The sequence below is a fragment of the Vicingus serpentipes genome (genome assembly GCF_007993035.1).
Taxonomy (GTDB): Bacteria; Bacteroidota; Bacteroidia; order Flavobacteriales_E; family Vicingaceae; genus Vicingus; species Vicingus serpentipes.
Window position 1 is genome coordinate 343,362 of record NZ_VOOS01000002.1, and the last position, 20,985, is coordinate 364,346.

Annotated in this window: 13 protein-coding genes; 3 read left to right on the top strand and 10 right to left on the bottom strand. The window is 29.1% G+C overall.

What is annotated here, in order from left to right:
• The 4 genes from FRY74_RS05510 to prmA form a co-directional block, all read right to left on the bottom strand.
• On the bottom strand, positions 1 to 270 hold the full coding sequence (locus FRY74_RS05510; protein ID WP_147099414.1) for an ATP-dependent Clp protease adaptor ClpS: 270 nt from the start codon (positions 268 to 270) through the stop codon (positions 1 to 3).
• Entirely contained in the window at positions 270 to 7,193 is a 6,924-nt protein-coding gene (locus FRY74_RS05515; protein ID WP_147099416.1) for a PD40 domain-containing protein, read from the bottom strand. The genes FRY74_RS05510 and FRY74_RS05515 overlap by 1 nt, the downstream gene beginning before the upstream one ends.
• Before the next feature lie 64 nt (positions 7,194 to 7,257).
• Positions 7,258 to 11,703, bottom strand: a complete 4,446-nt coding sequence (locus tag FRY74_RS05520; protein ID WP_147099418.1) for a hypothetical protein — start codon at positions 11,701 to 11,703, stop codon at positions 7,258 to 7,260.
• A complete protein-coding gene (gene prmA / locus FRY74_RS05525; protein WP_147099419.1) occupies positions 11,704 to 12,537 on the bottom strand; it encodes a 50S ribosomal protein L11 methyltransferase in 834 nt (277 codons plus the stop codon). It lies immediately after the preceding gene.
• 123 nt (positions 12,538 to 12,660) lie between these two features.
• Between prmA and FRY74_RS05530 the strand changes: the two genes are divergently transcribed.
• Together FRY74_RS05530 and FRY74_RS05535 are read left to right on the top strand one after the other, a co-directional pair.
• Positions 12,661 to 13,260 (top strand): carboxypeptidase-like regulatory domain-containing protein, encoded by a 600-nt coding sequence (locus FRY74_RS05530; protein ID WP_147099421.1) that lies wholly within the window; start codon positions 12,661 to 12,663, stop codon positions 13,258 to 13,260.
• A gap of 90 nt (positions 13,261 to 13,350) precedes the next feature.
• Positions 13,351 to 14,013 carry an aspartate kinase gene (locus FRY74_RS05535; RefSeq protein WP_147099423.1) on the top strand — a complete coding sequence of 221 codons (663 nt, stop codon included), beginning with the start codon at positions 13,351 to 13,353 and terminating at the stop codon, positions 14,011 to 14,013.
• On the opposite strand, the gene FRY74_RS05540 is transcribed toward FRY74_RS05535, so the two are convergent.
• The 6 genes from FRY74_RS05540 to FRY74_RS05565 form a co-directional block, all read right to left on the bottom strand.
• Positions 14,010 to 15,563, bottom strand: a complete 1,554-nt coding sequence (locus FRY74_RS05540) for a dihydrolipoyl dehydrogenase family protein (RefSeq protein ID WP_147099425.1) — start codon at positions 15,561 to 15,563, stop codon at positions 14,010 to 14,012. The genes FRY74_RS05535 and FRY74_RS05540 overlap by 4 nt on opposite strands.
• Positions 15,564 to 15,622: 59 nt before the next feature.
• Complete coding sequence (locus FRY74_RS05545; protein ID WP_147099427.1) at positions 15,623 to 16,546, bottom strand: tryptophan 2,3-dioxygenase family protein; 924 nt, start codon at positions 16,544 to 16,546, stop codon at positions 15,623 to 15,625.
• Positions 16,547 to 16,612: 66 nt separating this feature from the next.
• A complete protein-coding gene (locus tag FRY74_RS05550) occupies positions 16,613 to 18,046 on the bottom strand; it encodes a histidine kinase dimerization/phosphoacceptor domain -containing protein (protein WP_147099429.1) in 1,434 nt (477 codons plus the stop codon).
• Positions 18,047 to 18,100: 54 nt separating this feature from the next.
• The gene (locus tag FRY74_RS05555; RefSeq protein ID WP_147099431.1) at positions 18,101 to 19,054 is read right to left on the bottom strand and encodes a transglycosylase SLT domain-containing protein; all 954 of its coding nucleotides are present in this window, start codon (positions 19,052 to 19,054) and stop codon (positions 18,101 to 18,103) included.
• Positions 19,055 to 19,126: 72 nt separating this feature from the next.
• Positions 19,127 to 20,032, bottom strand: coding sequence for a YihY/virulence factor BrkB family protein (locus tag FRY74_RS05560; protein WP_147099433.1), 906 nt, complete (start codon positions 20,030 to 20,032; stop codon positions 19,127 to 19,129).
• A gap of 48 nt (positions 20,033 to 20,080) precedes the next feature.
• On the bottom strand, positions 20,081 to 20,431 hold the full coding sequence (locus tag FRY74_RS05565) for a hypothetical protein (RefSeq protein ID WP_147099435.1): 351 nt from the start codon (positions 20,429 to 20,431) through the stop codon (positions 20,081 to 20,083).
• A 181-nt stretch (positions 20,432 to 20,612) separates the two neighbouring features.
• Here FRY74_RS05565 and FRY74_RS05570 point away from each other — a divergent pair, with 181 nt between their 5' ends.
• Positions 20,613 to 20,951, top strand: a complete 339-nt coding sequence (locus FRY74_RS05570; protein WP_147099437.1) for a single-stranded DNA-binding protein — start codon at positions 20,613 to 20,615, stop codon at positions 20,949 to 20,951.
• The last annotated feature ends 34 nt before the right edge of the window (positions 20,952 to 20,985 follow it).

The following is a 20,985-nucleotide window of genomic DNA, read 5'->3' on the forward strand; positions in this document are numbered from 1 at the left end:
TTAATTTATTTCAACTGTTAAACCATTATCTGCCAATATTTCAGCGATAATACTTAACTCTTCTATTACTCCACTTTTAACCGTACACTTTCCTTTGTGGTGTACCAAAAAAGCACATTGTTCAGCTTGTATAGCATCATGCTTACAAACTTTTACCAATAAATTAATTACATGATCAAATGTATTGTCGTTATCATTAAACAATACAAGGTGTTTCTTTTCGGTTTTTACCGATTTCGTTTCTTTTTTCTCTAAAACTTCTGTATTCATTAATTGTTATTTTTAACTAATTCTAAAGCTTCTTCAACCTCAATTTTCATACCATCTTTAAAGGCAATAACTTGTGGTTTTCTAATGCCTTCTTCTTTCATCTCTAATTGCATATCTAATGCAGAAGGATAATCCGGATAAGCACCAATTGTGTATCTAGATTTACCATCAACTTCTTTAATTTCCATTCCTTTACCAGATAGCTTTAAATAAACTGCAGCTTCATCTACAGGAATATCATCTTCATACTCTCCCAATAAAACTTTAAACTCAATATTTAATTCCTTACCTACTTTTACTTGGTCTATTGGCTCTTTAACAACTGGAACAGTTGTGTTATTAGAAGTAGATTCTTCATTAGGACTATTTGTCACATTATTTGCTTCAGCTGAAGTTGACGAATTTTCATCTTCAATATTAGTTGTTGAATTATTAACTTCAGGTAAATTTTCAGATGAATTTGTAATCGTATTGTTCCCAACAGAACTTGTAGCGTTATTTTCAATTTCTTCATTTGAAGTTGATGAATTGTTCTCAGGTGTTTTTAAGTATTCTAATGCTTCACTAACTTTAACTCTATTTCCATTTGCATAAGCAATTACAAAAGCATCGGTTATACCTAAACCTCTAATTCTATCTTTAGCTACATTAGCGTCATCTAAGTTTTTATATACTCCAGAAGTATAACGTATTAATCCGTTAGCCGTTTTTTCACTATTAAGAGGTGTTACATTGCTTAATTGGTCAGCAGTAACTGGTTTAGAGTAAACTCCAACTTGAATTGTAAAGAAAGTCCCCTCAATTTTATGCACATCAGTAGAAACACCATCTTTAACTTCTTCATAATTAGTAGCTACTTCTGGAGCTTTAGTTGTTGTTAATGGAAGTGTATTATTATTAGTTTGGTTATTGTTTGTATTGTTATTATTTACATTATTTTGAGGAGTATTATTTGTTGATGCAACAGTATTCTCTTCACTTACTGTTTCCCCTAATTTAGCTTTAGCTTCATTTATTGAAATTCTTTTACCATTATAGAAAGCAACAACAAAAGCATCTTCATACCCAATTGATTTAATTGAATTTTTAGCTTCAACAGCCATATTAATTGTTTTAAAGAAACCAGCTGTATATCGCTTAATTCCATTACCTGCATCTTCAACCATAATTGGTGCAAATCCTTTAAATTGATCTTGTGGAATCGGGTTTCTAAATGCTCCAATTTGAACTTTAAACACTAATCCTTCAGGTAATATTTCAACTCCTGGTATTGGGTTACTATTACTGTATTCAGATTTATTATTACCATTAAACACAAATATCGGAGAAGTTAATATTTTAGGTATTTCATTAATATTTACATTAGTTTGTTTAGTAGCGTTATTGCTAACAGAACTATTTCCTTGACTATTTACAACTGCTTCTTCTGATTCAATTTCATTAACTACTTCATTATTACCAACAGATTTAGTTGTATTATTTTCAACTACTTCTTCACTCTCATTAGTCGCTATTTCTTCTGATTCAACTTCGTTAAATACTTCATTATTACCAACTGTTTCAGTTGTATTATTTTCAACTACTTCTTCACTCTCATTAGTCGCTATTTCTTCTGATTCAACTTCGTTAACTACTTCATTATTACCAACTGTTTCAGTTATATTATTTTCAACTACTTCTTCACTCTCATTAGTTGCTAATTCTTCAGATTCAATTTCGTTAACTACTTCATTATTAACAACTGATTCAGTAGTATTATTTGCTAGAACCTCTTCACTCTCATTAGTTGCTAATTCTTCTGATTCAACTTCATTAACTACTTCACTATTACCAACTGTTTCAGTTATATTATTTTCAACTACTTCTTCACTCTCATTAGTCACTAATTCTTCTGATTCAACTTCGTTACTTGTTCTTACGTTAGATCCAACATTTGCTAATAAATTAGCATCATAAGCTTTAGCTTTTTCTATTGCTACTAGCTTATTCGCATTTTGATTATTACTAACTAAAATAACTTCCGCTTCTTTAGTTTTACGAAGAGCTATTTGTTCTTTTTCAGTAGCAGATTTTCTAGCTTCATTAGCCTTCGCTTCGTTTTCAGCAATCATTGCTTCTAACTTTTTCAACTGTCCTTCTAGTTTAATTTTAGCATCCCCTTGAGCTCCTGCAGCCAATGCATTTAAACTAATACCTAAAGTTTTTTCGTCTTCAGCTTCTTGCTGAAACTTATCTGCTTGTATATAATCTACTTCAGCAGCTTTTATTAATCTTCTTGATGATTGCTTCGCTTCTGAGTATTTTTTAAAGTCAGGAGAATTTGTTATTGTTGCTAACTCATCACTAGAAATACTAGCAATAATCGCTTCATCTTCCTTAGTAATTTTCTCAATACTTAAACTATTTCTATTTTCATTTAATTCATCAACCAACTCAACTTCTGTTGTTTCCATTTCAGTAGCTTTTGCATAAAAAACATCTGCTTCAGTACGTTTTTTATTTGCTTCATCAGTTAAATCATTTGCTTGACTTACTAAATCTTCTTGCTCTTTTTTATTCGTTACTATTGTTGCACTATCATTTAATACCTTGGCATTCGCTTCTAATTCATCTGCTTCCTTATTTAAAACATCTCCTTTTATTCTTTCTTGATGAGAAGGCAAACTAATCGCTAAAGGCTGATAAATTGGTGTTGTACTAATCTTACTTGCAGAACTTGAAGTAGAAGAAACATTTTCTGAATTATCTACAATATTTATATTCGAATTATTATTGTTAGAATTATTAGTTGAACCAATAGTATTATTCTCAATAGGTTTAGACGAAGGATTTTCATTTACTTCTGCGTAAACATTATCAATATTTTTATTTTCAGAATAAGCAATTATTGCATTAGTTTGTTTTGCCAAAGCTTGTAATTCTAGATTATATGCTTTTTGTAAAGATGATTCTTTTGAAGTAAAACTAGAAGCATTTTCTGCTTTAGCTCTTTCATTAATTGCTTGTTCAAAATAAGTATTCGATTCGTCCACTAACATTTCTGCAATAGTAGCATTATCTGAATTTTTAATGCTATTTGCTCTAACTTTAGATAATACCTCTTGGTTATTATAAAATTCAGCTTTATTGGTTCTAGCATAAACATTAGCTACCTTAACTTCTTTAGCTTGAGCTTCCTCTTTGATTTGATTTATTTCAGTAATAACAGCTTCCCTTTCAGCAATATCTTTAATTGAAACTAATGAAATTGTTTTTTCATCTGCTTGAGCATATAAGTTAATAGCTTCATCTTTTAATTTATCAACAGTCGCTAACTCTCTATTCGACTGAGTTGAATTATAATTGTACTCAGCATTATAATTTACATTTAGTTTTTCATCTTTTGGAGAAGAACTATAAACAGTTAGATTTGTTACTGGAGTAATAACTGGTTTCGTTGGATTAGTTAAAAGCGTATTTGTTTCATCTTGTGTATTGGAAGTATTATTTGCAGCTAACTGATAATCAACTAAAGCTTCTTGCTTTTCATTTTTCAAAGCATTTAACTCATTAATTCTTAAAGCAAAAACGGCTTTTTCATCATCATCAGTTGTAGCAGCTATTTGATCTTTTCTATAGTTAATTTCTTCATCAATTGCTTTAATCCAATTTTGAGTTACTAATTCTTTATTATCTGTAGAATTTAATTCATTTTCATAAGTTGATGAATAATCTAATACTTCTCCATTTTCAGCTACAACTTCTTTTGAATATTTAGCTGGGTTTGCTATTGTTGAAGTATTAGTTAAATTTTCTTCATCTACTGTTGCTATAGAACTTTCGATTTCTAATTGAGCTATAGAATCTTCATTAGCTTGAAGTTTAGCTTCCAATTCAGCTATTTTCTGTTCTATCTCTAATTTTTCATCTTCATTAGCATTTTCTAATGCAACTTTTTCAAGTAAAACTTGTTGCTCTATAGCATTCGACCAATTTTTGTAAACGGCTACCTTTTTTGCTTTGTTTTCAGCACTAAAATCTTCATTATCTATAGAAGCTAACTCTTCTGTAAAATCTTTCTCATAATCAGTTACATTACCTTCATCATCAATTACATTAACTTCAGAATCAGAATTTACTTCAGCTACTTCATTTTCATCCGAAGAATTGTTAAGCGTTTCAGCAATTAAAAGTTGAACCTCCGCTTGTTTTTGCTTCTCCTCTTTTAAATTATTTAGTTTTTCAATTTTACTCTTAAGCTTTACTTTTTCGTTTAAATCGGGTGATATTTCAGCTTGTTTTTTACTTATAGTAATCTCTTCATCAATAGCATTAACCCAATCTTGATTTACTTTTGCTAACAGCAAACTTTTTTGACGTTCATTAGTTTCATTTTCAGCATCAACTAACGCAGAACTAAATTCAGTGTTATAATCTTTTATAACACCTTCTTCATTTACTATTGAATACTCATCTTTATGCTCAACTAAATTGTAATCAGTTTCGTTATTTACTATTTCTTCCTCATTTGTATTTACTGTTGTATCAATCTCTTCTTCTGGATACAAACCAACTAATCCTTCTTTTTCAAAAAAGGCCACATCATTTGATAAAGCTAATTTATCAACTGTACCAACGTTATTTTTTGGATTGGAAGCAGAAACTGTTTCTAAAACCTTTTCAGCTGCAGCTGTATTGTTTTTTATAGTAGTATATTCAGTTTTAAGTTTTGATTCATTTGTTTTAGCAACACCTAAATCATATTTAACATCTTCCAAATCAATTTTTAATGCACTTAACTGACTTTCCAAATCAGCTTTATCATTTTTCTTTGTTGTTGATACAATTTTACTTTCTATACTTTCTATACTTCCGTTTAATTCAATTTCTCTGTTTGTAAGTTCTATTACCTCATTTCTTGCTTTATTATATGCGATTTCTTTTTCGGTAAATTTATTTTCTACAAGTTCTTTTTCAGTATTTATAACTGATTGGTTTTGATATGCTGCTTCAGTAATTTCTTCCAGTTTTGCATATTTTTCTTCTGCTCCAATTCTATTTCCAGCATCTATTGAAGAACTAATTTCAGCTTTTAATGCTTTAACATTTTCTACATCACTCTCTCTTTCTACTGCCTCACTTTCAAGAGCTTTTGCTAAATTAAGCGCTGCTAATGTCTCGTTAACAAAACCTGCTGCTTTGTTTTTGGCTTTTTTAGCTTCATTTAATTTTTGTTGTTTTATTCCTTCATCTGATTCATTTTCAGCCTCTTTTTCTAAATTTCTTGATTGAGCAAATAACTCTTTTGCTTTAATACTTTTTTGATTTGCTAATTGATAACTGTAATTAGCTTGATTTCTAGAAGTTTTAGCTTTTTCGATAATTTTGTCTGCCTGTTTTACTGATGTTGACTTCAATTCTTCGTTAGATAAATCGGCATAATCACTAGCTGAAGCAATATTTTTATTGTTTGCTTTAGCTAATAATTCTTCTTCGGTAATATTTACATCCATTTTTGCTTTAATCTTCAGTAAATTTTCAACAATTAATGGGTCTGTAATATCAAATTCATCAGATTCATCAAATAAATTTTTAACTACTAACTTTTCATCATCACCTTCTCCTACCAATCTAAGCTCTTGTTTTAATGCTCGAAAACCTTCTAAAACAGGTAATTCAATGACTGCAGAATGAATAGGTGCATTATCAGTAGTTTCAACCAAGATTTTATATTTACCTCCGTTACTAGGGAATACTAATAAATAATCACCACTTTTATCGTCAGTTTTATAAACTCCATAAGTACGTTCTTTTTCCACATCAACAATAGAAATAGTTGCTGCTTTTAAATTTGGATTAGATTCTGCAATAAAAATTCCTTTTACAATAGAATTTTCAGATGGTTGAGCATCTACTTGAACTTTATAAACTGTAAGTTCACCTTGCATACTTGCTCTTGAAGAAGCAAAAAAGGCTAACTCGTTATCAATATCCGATATAAACAATATATCATCATCGGGAGTATTTATAGGAAAATCTAAATTTTCAGGAAATGACCATTGACCAGTTTCTTGATTTAATTCGGATTTAAAAATATCATACCCCCCCATACTATTATAACCTTTTGAACTAAAATATAATGTTTTACCGTCAGGATGTAAAAAAGGATAATCTTCATCAAAAATGGTATTTATGCCCTCTCCTATACTTGCTGGCTTACTCCACTCTCCATTAGGCAGCTTTATTACTCTATAAATATCTTTACCTGTTTTCCCATCACTTCCATAAGAAGAAAAAATAACCATTTTAGGTTGGTCTCCTAAGTGAATTAAAGAGGTTTCATTTTTCTTAATATCAAGTTTAGTTTTAAACTCATCTGGTTTTACAATAATTTTACCACCAATACCTTTTAAATCATAACTTCTAAAAAACTCTGTTGCTTTTATTTCTTTTTTATAAAGTACACCTATATCAGTCATACTTTTTAATAAACGTAACCCATTTTTACACATTTCAATATTTCGATCTACACCTAATTCAGCAACATCTTTAGAATTACCCTTTTCTTTAAATTTTTTATAATTTATTTCTGCAGCAGAAAATTGGTAATTATGATGGTAAACCAATCCTAAATAAAAATAAGCCTTAGGATCAACAGTTGCTTTAGATGTTGCAAACTTTAAAAATTTAAGGGCATCATCTTTTTCTCTTTTTGCAAAAAAGAATGAGGTACCATACTTATAGTTATAGTTAACGTCTTTAGGGTATAAACTTAATAATTGAGAAAATAAAGGCAATGCCTTAATATAATCTTGCTCAACAAAATAATTGTCGGCAGCTTTTTTAAGTTCATCCTCTGATGCATATTGTGCATTTGTATTTATACAAACAAACAATAAGGCAAAAGTTAAAAGTATTATTTTATATGCTCTATTATATACCATTTAAGGTTTTCTACAAAAGTAATAATATATTATATGGATGCAAAAATCTAAATATTATCCAAAATTAATCGTCAAATTTCCTTAAAAAATCAACTTTCTTTCTTTCTGTTGAATACATAAACTGATATGGCTCTTGACCTTTTTCAGCTTTAGATTTTCTTTTATCTGGTTTTGTTTCTTGTATTGCAGTATTAAAATCAACATCTGAAGATATGGCCTGCATCATTCCTCTAGTATAAGTAAAGAAATACCAGTTATTTTTATCAATCTCAATATAAATATTTAAAATATCACCACTTCTCTTTTTAATTATTTCAACTTTACCATCAACATATTTATTAATTTGTTCTTTATCAATATTACTTATACCAAGTTTACCAAAAGACTTATATCTCCTTCCATTATCATCCCATTTAAATTTAAGATCATTAAAAACTAATGTCTTTCTCAGTTCATCAGGTATTTTCTTAAACTCGCCATATAAATTTGCTTGAGCAATTAATTTATCTGCTTCTGTTTTTCCAATTACTTCTCTTAACCCTTTTTCAAAAGTTGGTCTATCTAATTTAACTGGATCTAAAGAGCTTGCTTCTTGTAATCGTTTCGACATTTTCTTTAATGCTTCTTCACTAAAGAAAAAATCTACTATAGAAACTAAATCAAAGATAGCTTCATTATCTAATTGATTATGTTGAACAGCCCCTGCGGAGTTAATTGTTACCTGCCCAGTATTTGCTCCTAAATTTATTTTACCCTCACCATAAGCTTTACAATTTTTAGTATTTAAACTCAAGTAATTTCCATTAAAAGACATTTCTTGTAACTTATCTTTATTAGATATTCTATATTCTGTTGTTTCTTTATCATAATATAGATAACCTTGGGCTCTAATTACTTCTTCATGACTATATTTCTTTTTACTATTTAAATATATTGTATAAACACCTAATGAATCTGAACTTAACATAACTCCAGCCAATAAAGGATTCCCATCAGCACTCTTAGTTGTACTATCTATCGGAATATAAATATCATTAGGATTAATTTTTGTTTCAAATGTGAACCAGTTTCTAGTTAACAAATCACAATCATGTAAAATTCTCCCTAATCCTTTAAAGGTTAAAAATTCATTATTTGCAAATAAATTTACTTTCCCTTTATATTCATAGAATGGACTTAACTTAAAGTTTGCATCTTCTGCAATTTGACCTGTAGCATAAGTTTGTCCAGTTGTATCTACTCCTAAGTTTTCTAAATAAATAGTTTGGGTAGTACTTAACTCGTCTATATAATCTATATAACCCGTACCTGAATAATTTCTTTTCCCATATACATTCAACGTTGAATTATAAATACTATGGTTTTGTGTAATATAACTTGCTACAACTTTTGCATTATTTAAAGTTCTCATCTTAGCTTTCTTTTCTACCACAACCCTTCCACTATCAGGATAAAGCATTGCATCTGCAATATTCATAAACTTAACCCCATCTGCATTAATTATTTTATTTTTTAAATCATATCGAGCTTTAGATGAGAAAAAACTTAACGAATCTTGGTCTGGATGTATAGAAATAAATTGAGCACCATCTAACTTAACACCAGTTGCATCTGTAGATTTTTGTTCTCCAGCAGTTAATTCTATTTCATCATTATCCATATACCATTTAAACTCTTCCATATAGCATATGTACTGATTTTGAGGAAAATCAATATACGATCCACCTCCATTAGATTTAAATTGACCATACCTTTCAGCAAAAGTTACGTAAGCATTAACGTTATTTGTTGCAAACGACAAAGCCCCATCTTCACCACCTTCAAAATCTTTCAATCTAAAATCAGCGGTATCGGATTGAAAATCTTTAAACTTAAAATTGATTTTATTTGATTCCATTTCAGCTCTTTCAAACTCAAAAATTCCTTTACCAAACAAACCATCAGGTTGAATTCGTGTTTGACCATGCATAACAGACTTCATATCATACATTCTAATTGGTGCCGATATTTGTTTATGTATCATATAATCCTCTTTAGGATGCCAAACTGTCTTAATATTTTCACCTTCTACAGGAGGAAACTCTACAGCTACAGGACTCTCTTCAACACTAAAGCTTTGAGCTATCGCATGCATCGAATCTGGAAGAAATATAAACTCATTAGAATAAGTTGTTGATGTTACGTACTCTAATTTACCATCTCCTTTTAAGCCTTCATGACTCATTTTTATATCATTTGTAAATTTTCCTTTATCACCATACATAGGGAAACCATCTGGAGGTGTTTTACGAACAAAACCCAATGAGTGATCTGGTTGCAATTTTAAAACCTCGTCAAAATCTGGAAAAATTCCTGCTGACATAAAGGTCCCTTCAAATTTTAAAGAGTTATTATTAAAGTTATCTAAACTGTCAATAGTAAAAGGGTTTACATGGAAATAGAAATCATCTTTTTGATATTGTCCACCTTGAATTTCAGGCCTATCATAAAAGACATACGAATCTTTAAAGCTATTTAAAATTGGATAGTTTGGTGAAGGCTTTACTCCAGATTTATTATTTGGTCTATCAATAATTAAATCACCTTGTATCTTATTAATTAATGTTTTTACTGGCCTTATTACTGGGTTTCCTAAATCATCAACTTGACCCGTTTCTGCATAAATTCTCAATGAATCTACATTTGGCATTTCTATTTTAAACTCATCGTATTTGAACGAAAAATCACTTCCCATAATATCAAAACGACCTGCTTGTACAACTCCTCCAAAATCAAAATCTCTATTTTTCTTTAAAATAAGTTCTCTATTTTTTGGGAAAATTGTTACCTGCTGAGAATCACTAACGTGTACACTATTTACTCCTCTTAAAGTTAAATCAAAATTTAGTAAACTTAATGTTCCATTACTTGCACCTTTAATCTTTGAGTAAAATCCTATCACATCATAATCTAGCTTTCCTGCACTATTTTTAACCCAATTAATTAACTTATCTTGGACAATTAATTCTTCATTATCATAATCATATAAAACAAATCCTCGGTATGATAAATTAAGCATTAATGATATTGCTTGCTCTTTTGACAACCTCATAAAATTTGCTACTTGCTCCAAGGTTAAAAAATTGGTATCTAATTTTAATGTGATTGTTTTTAATTGATAAAGTGGATTAACATCAGATAAACCAGCCATATCTATATATGCATCTTGGCTAAAATAGTTCGTAGATGTAAATATTGCATCAATTTTTGTTCCTCCAATTAAATTAGTAAACTCAATCATTGGATCATCAATATTCCAGTATAGAGACTCAAAATCCATATCAATTTGATGATAAGAATTATAATAAGGGGCATTTTTTATCCCTTGTTTATCACGAATTAAAGCAACTTTTCTATCTGCTATAAAAAACTTAAAAGATAAACCTGGATGATAAATTGAATCGGACTTCATATAAATAGTTACTGAAGCAATATCTGAACTAATTTTTTCAGGTCGAATACTAAAGCCTTTTGATGCCATTTTAACAAAAGGTAAATCATTTTTATAAAAAATTAGAACCGCATCCTGTTCTTCATCACCTTTTCCAATAACTTTTCTTCCATGTAACGCATACCCGCCAATATAATCAACCCCCTTTGCTATATCTTTAATTTGTAATCTTTTATTATAAGAATCAAATCTAGGGTAAGAAGCTTTTTCAATAGTAACTCCTGCTAATACTTTTTCTTCAAAACTTCCTTTTAATGGTTTATCAAAATGGAGTAAATCGTAAAAAATAACATTCTCAATTTTATAAGTAGGTGATTTAACTGCGATAATATATTCTCCAATTTCAGCATAAACAGAATCAGCTGAATAACCAGCTCTTTCCCAGTCAATTTTACCCCCTTGACCTACCCACTTTTCTTCTGTAGGATAATAAACACCTTTAGTATTATAAATTACAGAACTATCTCCTTTTGAATAACAAGTTAATGTTAAAGCGTCAAACTCTATTGTGGGTAAACTATCATAACCAAACTTATAATTATTATTATTTGCCTTCCATTCATTAGCAGCAGATTTATACAATGCATTATCTTCAAATAATGTATTACAAGCATCTAAATAATCACTAAAATTATTTTTACTGTTACTATTAATTAATCTAATCAAAATTGCTTGCCAACTATCAAAAGTTTGAGGTGTTTGATATTTACTATTTACAAATTTTGATACTGATATTAAATAATTTCTAAAATCAGGGAAGGCTCTTTTTCTTTTAGCTAACATTAAATTAGCTACTTTATAAACACCTTTTTTCTGGTCTTCTGTAAATTTACCTCCATACCAATCCCATGAAAATTCATCCATTACTAACTTACCATCTTCCTTTCTAGATGCAGTTAAAAACTCTTCCATCTCTTGAAAGAATATTGTAGAATCAGAAGTGAAGTTCTTAATTTTTACTTGAGAATAACCAGAGAAGGTTAATAATAAGAATAAAGTATAGAGTACTATTTTTTTCATTTAATTCCTTTTTAAGTGCAAAAGAGTCCAATCATTTTTATTATTTTCATTACTTAAATATGCGTCATATTTCTTTGCTTCATCAAGTAAAATTTCTTTATCTGAGCTAAAAAAACCACTCAATAATAAATCACCATTTTCTTTCAAACAAGATAAATAAGTTTCCATATCATTTAATAAAATATTACGATTTATATTCGCTATAATAATATCAAATTTTTTATTATTAAGTAATTCAGCTCCACCTTTTAAAGCTTCAATTTTCTTACAGTTGTTTCTGCTAATATTTTCAATAGTATTTTCATAAGCCCATTCATCAATATCAATAGCACAGATATTTTTTGCATTTTTAAACTCCGCTAAAATTGCTAAGACACCAGTTCCACACCCCATATCTAACACATTTTTACCGTCCATTTCCATTTCTAATAATTCTTCTATCATTAAATGGGTAGTTTCATGATGACCGGTACCAAAAGACATTTTTGGTTCTATTTCAATATTGAATTGAATATCATTTCTAACCTCATGAAAAGGAGCTCTAATAAAACATTGATTATTTACATTAATTGGTTCAAAACTTAGCTCCCAAACTTCATTCCAATTTTTATCTTCTATTAAATTAATTGTATAATTTACTTTAAATTCTTCGTTTTTAAAAATTGAAATTTCTTTTACTGCCTCCTTGCTAAACTCATCTTCTTGAATATAAGCTTTAACCCCTTTATCAAAGTCATCAAAACTTTCAAAACCTAATTCAGCTAATTCAGCTACAGTAATTTCACGACCAATTTCTAGTGGAGATATCTCAACACTTAACTCTATATAATTCATATTCTAATATAATACTTATAAAAAAACTAAAAATAATCATGATGTACTAATTTATTGCTAATTGATTTAACATTTTTTAGGTTTTAGATGTATAATTATAATCTAATTTTATAATAAAAAACATTGAAGCAAAACATCCTATTTATAACTCTATTTACTCTTTGTCATTTCATTGCTTCAGCACAAATTGATACAACATATATTCTTAGCGGAACAATTGTCAACGGAAACAAAAATACACCCTTAATTGGCGCTCATATAACTAGCTCTTCTAATCTTGGAACTAAAACAGATCAACAAGGCTCTTTTGAATTAATTGTTACAGAAAATGATACTTTGATAATATCTTATATAGGATATAAAACGTTAGCATATATCATTCCAAAAAATACTTTTGGTAAATATTTGACCAAATTCAATCTGTATAGAGACTCTATTAGCTTGCAGGAGGTTGAAATATTTCCTTGGCCATCTTATGCTGATTTCAAAAAAGCTTTTGAAGAACTAAATTTTAAAGATCAAGAAATTAAAATGAAAGGTGTAAAAATGTACCAAGATCGTAATATAGAACCTTTTGAATTTAATACTTTACACATATTAACTAATCCACTATCTTTTATGTATGACAAGCTACTAGATAAGGAAGCAAAGTTAAGACGCAGAATTGATAGAAGAAGAGAAATAATTGAGAAAGCTGCTCAAAAACAAACTATAGAATACTAATTATTTAAATTAATATTTAAACTAATTGTTAAATATTTAACTTTATTTACTATTTTTAGCACATTCAAACTAATATTTAATAAATAAGTTATGAAAGCTACGCATGTTATTGTTGAGGAAATAATTAAAAAATCGCCATTTTTAGAAGAAGCACTGGCTGAAGGAATTATTAATTTATCTTCACTTTCTCGTCAAATAAAACCAGAAATAGATGAATTAACAAACAAAGATGTTCAAATTGGAGCAATTGTAATGGCTCTAAAAAGATTGTCACCTAAATTTGATCCTAACTTAAAAATTAAAGTGAAAAAAGTTATCGGTAAGCTAGGTGATATAACTGTTCGTTCAAAAATAACTTATTATACTTTTAATAATTCTGAAACTCTAATCGAGAGACAAGCAGTCCTTTTAAATACAATTAAAAGTAAAAAAGATATATTCTTCGCTTTTTCTCAAGGAGTTTATGAAACCTCTATTATATTAAGTGACTCAGATTTTGATGGATTTGACGATATTTTTAAACATGAAACTTTAGTTCAAAAAACAAATGGTCTATCCTCCCTTACAATAAAACTACCAAGTGAAAATGCTGATGTATCAGGAATATATTATTTCATTTTAAAGAAAATTGCTTGGGAAGGAATAAACATTTTAGACATTATTTCAACGATGCATGAATTTACAATTATAGTTGATGATGAAAGTATAGATAGAGCTTTTACAATCCTTAAAAACTTAAATAAAAACAACTAATCTTCTTTTCCTTCATGAAAGTGCCTAGCTACTTCTTCAAACTTGATGTGTTTAGATTCATCTATGATGTTTAAAGGCTTACAAACTCCCTCTCTACAACTATAGCATTTTAGTTTATCTCTAAATACAGCTGATTTATATATCGATTTACCTAATAACATCCTTGCTGCTTCCTGCACACCTTCAACAATAGATGGATGAGGATGAATCATATGAGCTAGCTCGTCAATACCTTTATCCATATACATCAACAATGCTATACTTTGTATTGCAGATGAAGCATGATAACCTGCAGCTCTCATTCCTAATATTTTCATTTCATCATCATCTGAAACGATAAGTTTAAAGAACCCTTCTGTTTGCCTCATTGTTATTGCTCTTGCGATTGTTGAGTAATCAACCTTTGCAACTCTATAAGGTATATTTTTTTCCCTTAATATCTTTTCATTTGCACCAACTGAAGCTACAACAGGGTTTAAAAACATTATTGTAGATACATTTTCGTAATTAATTGGTTTAACTGGAAAGTCGGCAAACATTTTAACTACAGCATGCCTTGCTTCTCTTTCTCCAACATTAACTAAAGGTATACGACCAGAAATATCTCCTACAGCATAAATATTAGGTATATTAGTTTGGGTATCTACATCCCCAATATGCACTCCTCTTTTACTCATTTTAACACCTGCATTCTCAATATGCAGACTTTCAACATTTGGAACACGACCTATAGATAATAGCGCTTTTTCAACTCTAATAACTTCAGAACCATTTACTCCATCTATTTCATACTCAACCATTCCATCTATAACCTCAATTCTTTTAAGATTAGCTTTTCTATGAATAGTTACACCTTTTTCTTCTAAATTTTTTGAAATAAGCTCAGAAACATCATCATCTTCAAATGGTAATATTCGATCAGCTCTATCAATAATATAAACTTTAGTTTGACCAAAATTAGAATACATTGTCGCATACTCACAACCAATAACTCCAGCGCCAATAATTACCATACTTTTAGGGAAATCATCTAATTCCAAAAGTCCATCGCTAGTAAGTATTATTTTTTCATCTACTTCAATATTAGGAAGATGACGAGGACGACTACCTGCTGCAATTATAGTGTTTTCAGCATATACTACTTGCTCTGAACCATCTTGCTTTGAAATTTTTATCTCATGGTTATTAATAAAACTAGCCGTTCCTTTTTCATAAGTAATCAAACCAGTTTCTGCATGAATAATCCTTAAATGACAAGTCAATTGAAATTTACGATCAAAAATTGCTTCATCAATCGTCCTCTTAACTTCATCATAAGTAATATCTAAATTCCTATCAGCTCTATCTTTACCTAGTTCATCATAGACTTTTCTATATCTAGATGATAATTCCCACATAGTTTTAGAAGCCAATGCCCCATTATAAATACCTCCACCTCCAAGCTTATCTTTCTCTATTAAAATAACTTTTTTATCAAAGTCTATAGCCCTCATCGCCGCTGCATATCCTGCTGGGCCTCCACCTATAACACATAAATCATATTTTTCCATAAATATTGGATAATGTTTCCACTCTAAAATTAGTTAATTCTAAACTTACAAATAGATTTTTAGTAATCTTTTGCCCAATTTTCTAATTCATCTTCCGACCAAATTCCTGGAAAGAAAATTCTACGTTGATACATAGGGTGTAAATATTTTTGCCAATCACTACCTCCTGTTGCTTCTGTTGCATCATCTCCTCCTCCTAAATATTTTCTAGCGGCATTTAAATGAACTATAGGCCACTTAATATTAAATTCAATATCTAAATCCTTCATTGCTTGTATTAACTCTGGATTATTTTTCTCCGATTCAGGAAGTGCAACATATTTTTGCCACAAGTTTTTCCCTTTATACTCTTCAGCCATCTCAATAAAATGACCTAGATACTTATCTTCAAAAGCTTTTAAAAGTAATGACTTTTCTCCCGATTTAAAATCAGTTCCAGCTGCTTGCCAATATATCTTACCAAACAATTCTTTAAAATCAGACTCATTTTTAATCCCTTTCTTAAATCTAGGGTCAACTAAATTTTTAACGTCTGTGCTGAAAATTTCGGCTTCTCTAAATGAAGCACATTGGAATCCACTAGCTGGAGTTAAAGTAAACCTAAACTCGTTATACTGCTCTGGGTCCATTCCTAATCTCATTACATCAAATGAATTTGCTAACATTTGAATGTATCGATTCATTCTCCCTAATTTATTAATAAAATAACTTGCCGTAAGATTTTCATGATTACAAACTTGCTTCATCTCATGAGTCATCATATTTAATAACAACTCTGTTACTTGATGATACATTACAAAAACTGTTTCATCTGGGAAATCAGTTCTAGTTTTTTGTAAAGACAACAATGTATCAACTTGAATGTAATCCCAGTAATTAATTGGTTTTGCATGCAATAAGCCTTTAAAATAAGCTTCAGGATCTTGTCCTAATTTTTTGTATTTGTTTTCTATTTTAGAAATTAATTCAGAATAATCACTCATAATTTATTTTTTATCAATGCTAATATAATATTCTTAAAAAAAAGATGACGTTTCTCATGCTAATTTTTAGTACAAAAATTCAATATTTATTTTGGTACCACTTTTACTTTCCATGCTGTAATCTCCATCTAACTGAAGTACTAACGCATCAATCAACTCTAAACCAAGAGAATTTAAATTATTTGGATCAAAATCATCAGGAAGACCTACCCCATTATCAGACACAATCATTCTACATATAGAGCCATCAATTTCTAATGAAATATCAATTTTACCTTTTAATATTTTATCAAAAGCATGTTTATAAGCATTAGAAACAACTTCATTAACTATTAATCCGCAAGGAATAGCTTTTTCAATATCAAATTTATCAAACAACTCATCATCAATATTAATTGAAACATCAATATATTCTTTGTTGTATGAATAACTTAATAAGTCTACAATTGATTGAATATAATTCTTAATATTTACATACTCTACATCCTCAGATTTATATAGCTTTTCATGTACTAAAGCCAACGTTTTAATTCTATTTTTCGTTTCTTGAAAAAGTTCTATAGATTCGGAATCATTTAAATAATTAGTTTGAAGATTTAAAAGACTTGATATAATTTGAAGGTTGTTTTTAACACGATGATGTACTTCCTTTAGTAAAGTTTCTTTTTCTTTTAAAGAGGTTTTTATTTTTTCTTCAGCCTTTTTTCGTTCAAAAAATAATGGCACATCATAATTATCATTTACAGTATTTATATCTTGTCCTTTAGGTAAGTAACTGTGTATTCTATCAGGTGGAGCCATTATAAAAGTACAATTATCATCTCCTTTTGCTCTACAAGTAATTTCTACTGCTGTTAATGGTATTCCAAAACTTTCTTCACACCAACCTGAAGAATAACCAGCATTCATAACACATACTGGATATTCAGATTTGACTCCAGCTCTTAACCATGAGTCTGCTTCAAAAGAATAAGGGTGGTGATACTTCAAGAAGAAATTTTCATCTGGACTTGGATTACTTTCTTCTAGAATATCTACATATGCCCAGCCTGTATAAGCGAAATGAATTGGCCCTGCAGATAATTTTGAAATAGGATCATTTAAATCCATTTTAAAATGAAAACTTTTAGCATCTTCTAAGCCTAAAACATGAGCTATATCAAACAAAAAATTTCTACCAATTAAATAGGCTTCTTTTTCTCCTTTATCTGAATATAAATCCTTTATTTTATTTAAAAATCCAAATGAGAGAGATGAAGCTCGAAGTAAGACATAACGCTCATCATTTATTTCTATCCTTCCTTTAGATGGAGATGCTTTTAATTTTGTAAAATAATCCCTTACAGTCGTCTCTGCTTTATCAAAAATCGGTTTGAATTGTGAAGGTGTATTTACAGTAGGTCCTGTTGCTAAAAAACTTGTTATTCCACTTCGTAAAAGTTCATTTTCTTTTTGAAGTTCTTTAACTTTTAATTTTAGCTGCTCTATTTCCTTTGACACTTTAATTTCTTTAGATTAAATAAATTTAGTCTTTTAAAGTGAGAAATAAAAAAATTAATTACAGGGAATAATATTGTTACAATTATGATAAATTATCTCATCTAATTCAAGCATACTTGCTAATGCTAATTGAGAATAATTTTGAGAAGCATTTCTAAAACCAGCAGCCTCTGTCTGCCATAAAGTTGTTATTAAATTTATGTCTCCTTTTTTAGGATCTATAGCGTTTATAGCATGCTTTACATTTCCTGCTCCTGCATGGTAGACATGTAAAACTAATAAACGATACCAAATATCTGTTGGCTGGTATTCAATACATCGGGCATCTAAAATTTTATTTAACTCAGGAATACAGATTGTTTTAATCAATTTTGCTGCACCCCAAGCACTTTTATCAAAATCTTCACGTTCATCAATCGTTTTATTCACTATTAGACCTAAGTTAATTGCAACATTTTTCATGATTTGAAATGAACCATAAGCACCTACTTGAGATTTTTGTAATTTATTTGGACTTTCAATTAATAATATTGCTTGAGCATAAAAAGGATCTACTCCATTTTCTTTAAAAACAGCTATACCTCTTCCTATGCTTGGTATTACTTTTTCAAAATCATAGAAATCTCTTTTACCTGATGTCATAAACACTTTAGCTTCTGAAGCTAAATTATAATGAGTTCTAACGCTATCTCGAAATAAATCTTTTTGAGCATCAGTTTGGTCATTCCAATCTTTTACTGCAATTCTCTTTATAATTTGGCGTGTGCTTGCAATATTAATAACAGCAGAATCGTCACCCATTTGCATTAATGTCCTCCAAAAATTTGGTTGTGGCAAAACATTCCATCTCTCAGCATATAATTGTTCTGAAGAAACAAAATTATAATTAATTGAATCATTTAATCCAACAACTTCAACAACATCCGTTTTTTCAACAAAAGGTTCAGAAAACGAAATACAAAAAGTAGCTGAAACAATTAAGATAAATATAAATGGTATTTTTTTCATACTACTAAGTAAACGACTTTAAATGGTTATTGTTTCACTAGTTATCTGTCTTTATCAACACTATATTATTAATTACTTTAAATGAACCTCTTTAGTTATAATTTTAACAGATTGAGAACTTGGTGCAATAATTCTGTTGTTTTTTCTTGTATAAACTTCTATAAATTCAGCACCAAACAACAAAATCATTGCTGAATAATAAACCCAAATCAACAACAACACCAATGAACCAGCTGCACCATAAGCTGTTCCAAAACTACTATTACCTAAATAAAAACTAATTAAATATTTACCAATCATAAAAAGAATGGTCGCTAATAATGCTCCTCTTAATACATCTTTTATGCCAACTTTAGCATCTGGCAAAAATTTATAAACTGTAGTAAAAACGACAAAAACAATAATAGAAAAACTAACAGATTCTAACGCAAGAACAACTGTTGCACTTTTTTCATCTAAAATCTCAACTAAAAAATCGTTAAAAACAACAACCAAAGTATCAACAGAAAGAGATACTAACATTAAAAAACCGATAGTAACAATCATTGCTATTGACAACAATCTATTTAAAATAAATTTTAAAGCTATTCTTTTTGGTTTGGGGCGTAATCCCCAAATTACATTTATTCCATCTTGTATGGATGCAAAAACAGAAGTCGAACCATATAATAAAGTTGAAACAGCAATTGCAAATGCTACATAATTAAAATCAGCATTTTCAAGGTTTTGTATTATATCTTGAATTTGATTAGCAGATGATTCACCAACCAAAGTTTTGATTTGCTCATATAACTCCCCCTTCACCGTATTTTCTCCAAAAACAGAACCTGCAATTAAGATTACTCCAATTAAAATACCAGGTAATGAAAATATAGTAAAAAAAGCAATTGACCCACTATAATTTAATGAATTATCTACCACAAACTTAACAATCAACTCTTCGACAAAACTGTAAAATTGTTTTAACTTAGTTCTCATATTCCAAGATTAACGAAAGGGTTTATTTAAAAAAAGGACAATTATCATTTAATCCTTTTTAACCAACATGTATTTATCATTTTCTAAAATTCGATACCCTTGATTATAACAGAAATAATAAACATCATTGGTTTTTGTTTTGTAAACACTAGTTATCAACCCAAAATCGAACCCTTTGGAATCAAGCTGGTTTTTAGAAACTGTTCCTTTTTTATTTGGGTTTAACTCCTCTAATATTCGCCAGTTTTTTCTTAATTTATTATTAGTATTTCTAATTAAGTTTTTACTGTCTTTATTTATTTTATTGTTGTATGCATTACGACAATAGTCAGAACAAAACTTTTTATCAGCTCTTCCTACAAAAGATTCACCGCATTCTAAACAAGTTGGTTTACTCATATTTTTAAATTTACATCTCAACAAATATAAATAATTATTCGTTTACAAACGACTACAAATAATTACAAACAACAACAAACGAAAGCAAATAATTAATAACCGAATATTTTTTTGCATCTCTCTTTACTTTGCTTCATTAAATCTGAACAAATCAGGTTTACAAAACTAAAACTTATATACAATGAGTACATTAAGAAACAAAGTACAATTGATTGGTAACTTAGGAAACACACCTGAAATTATTAATTTAGAAAGTGGAAAAAAATTAGCTAAAATCTCACTAGCTACCAACGAAAGTTATAAAAACAATAAAGGTGAATTAATTAAAGAAACACAATGGCACAACCTTTTAGCATGGGGAAAAACTGCTGATATTATTGAGAAACACTTACAAAAAGGAAATGAAATTGCTATTGAAGGGAAATTAGTAAATAGAAGCTATGAAGATAAAAATGGAGAAAAGAAATACATCACTGAAATTGTAATTAATGAATTGTTGATGTTAGGTGGAAAAAATTAAAAAATAAGGTTTTAAAAAAAATAGCTCTGATAAT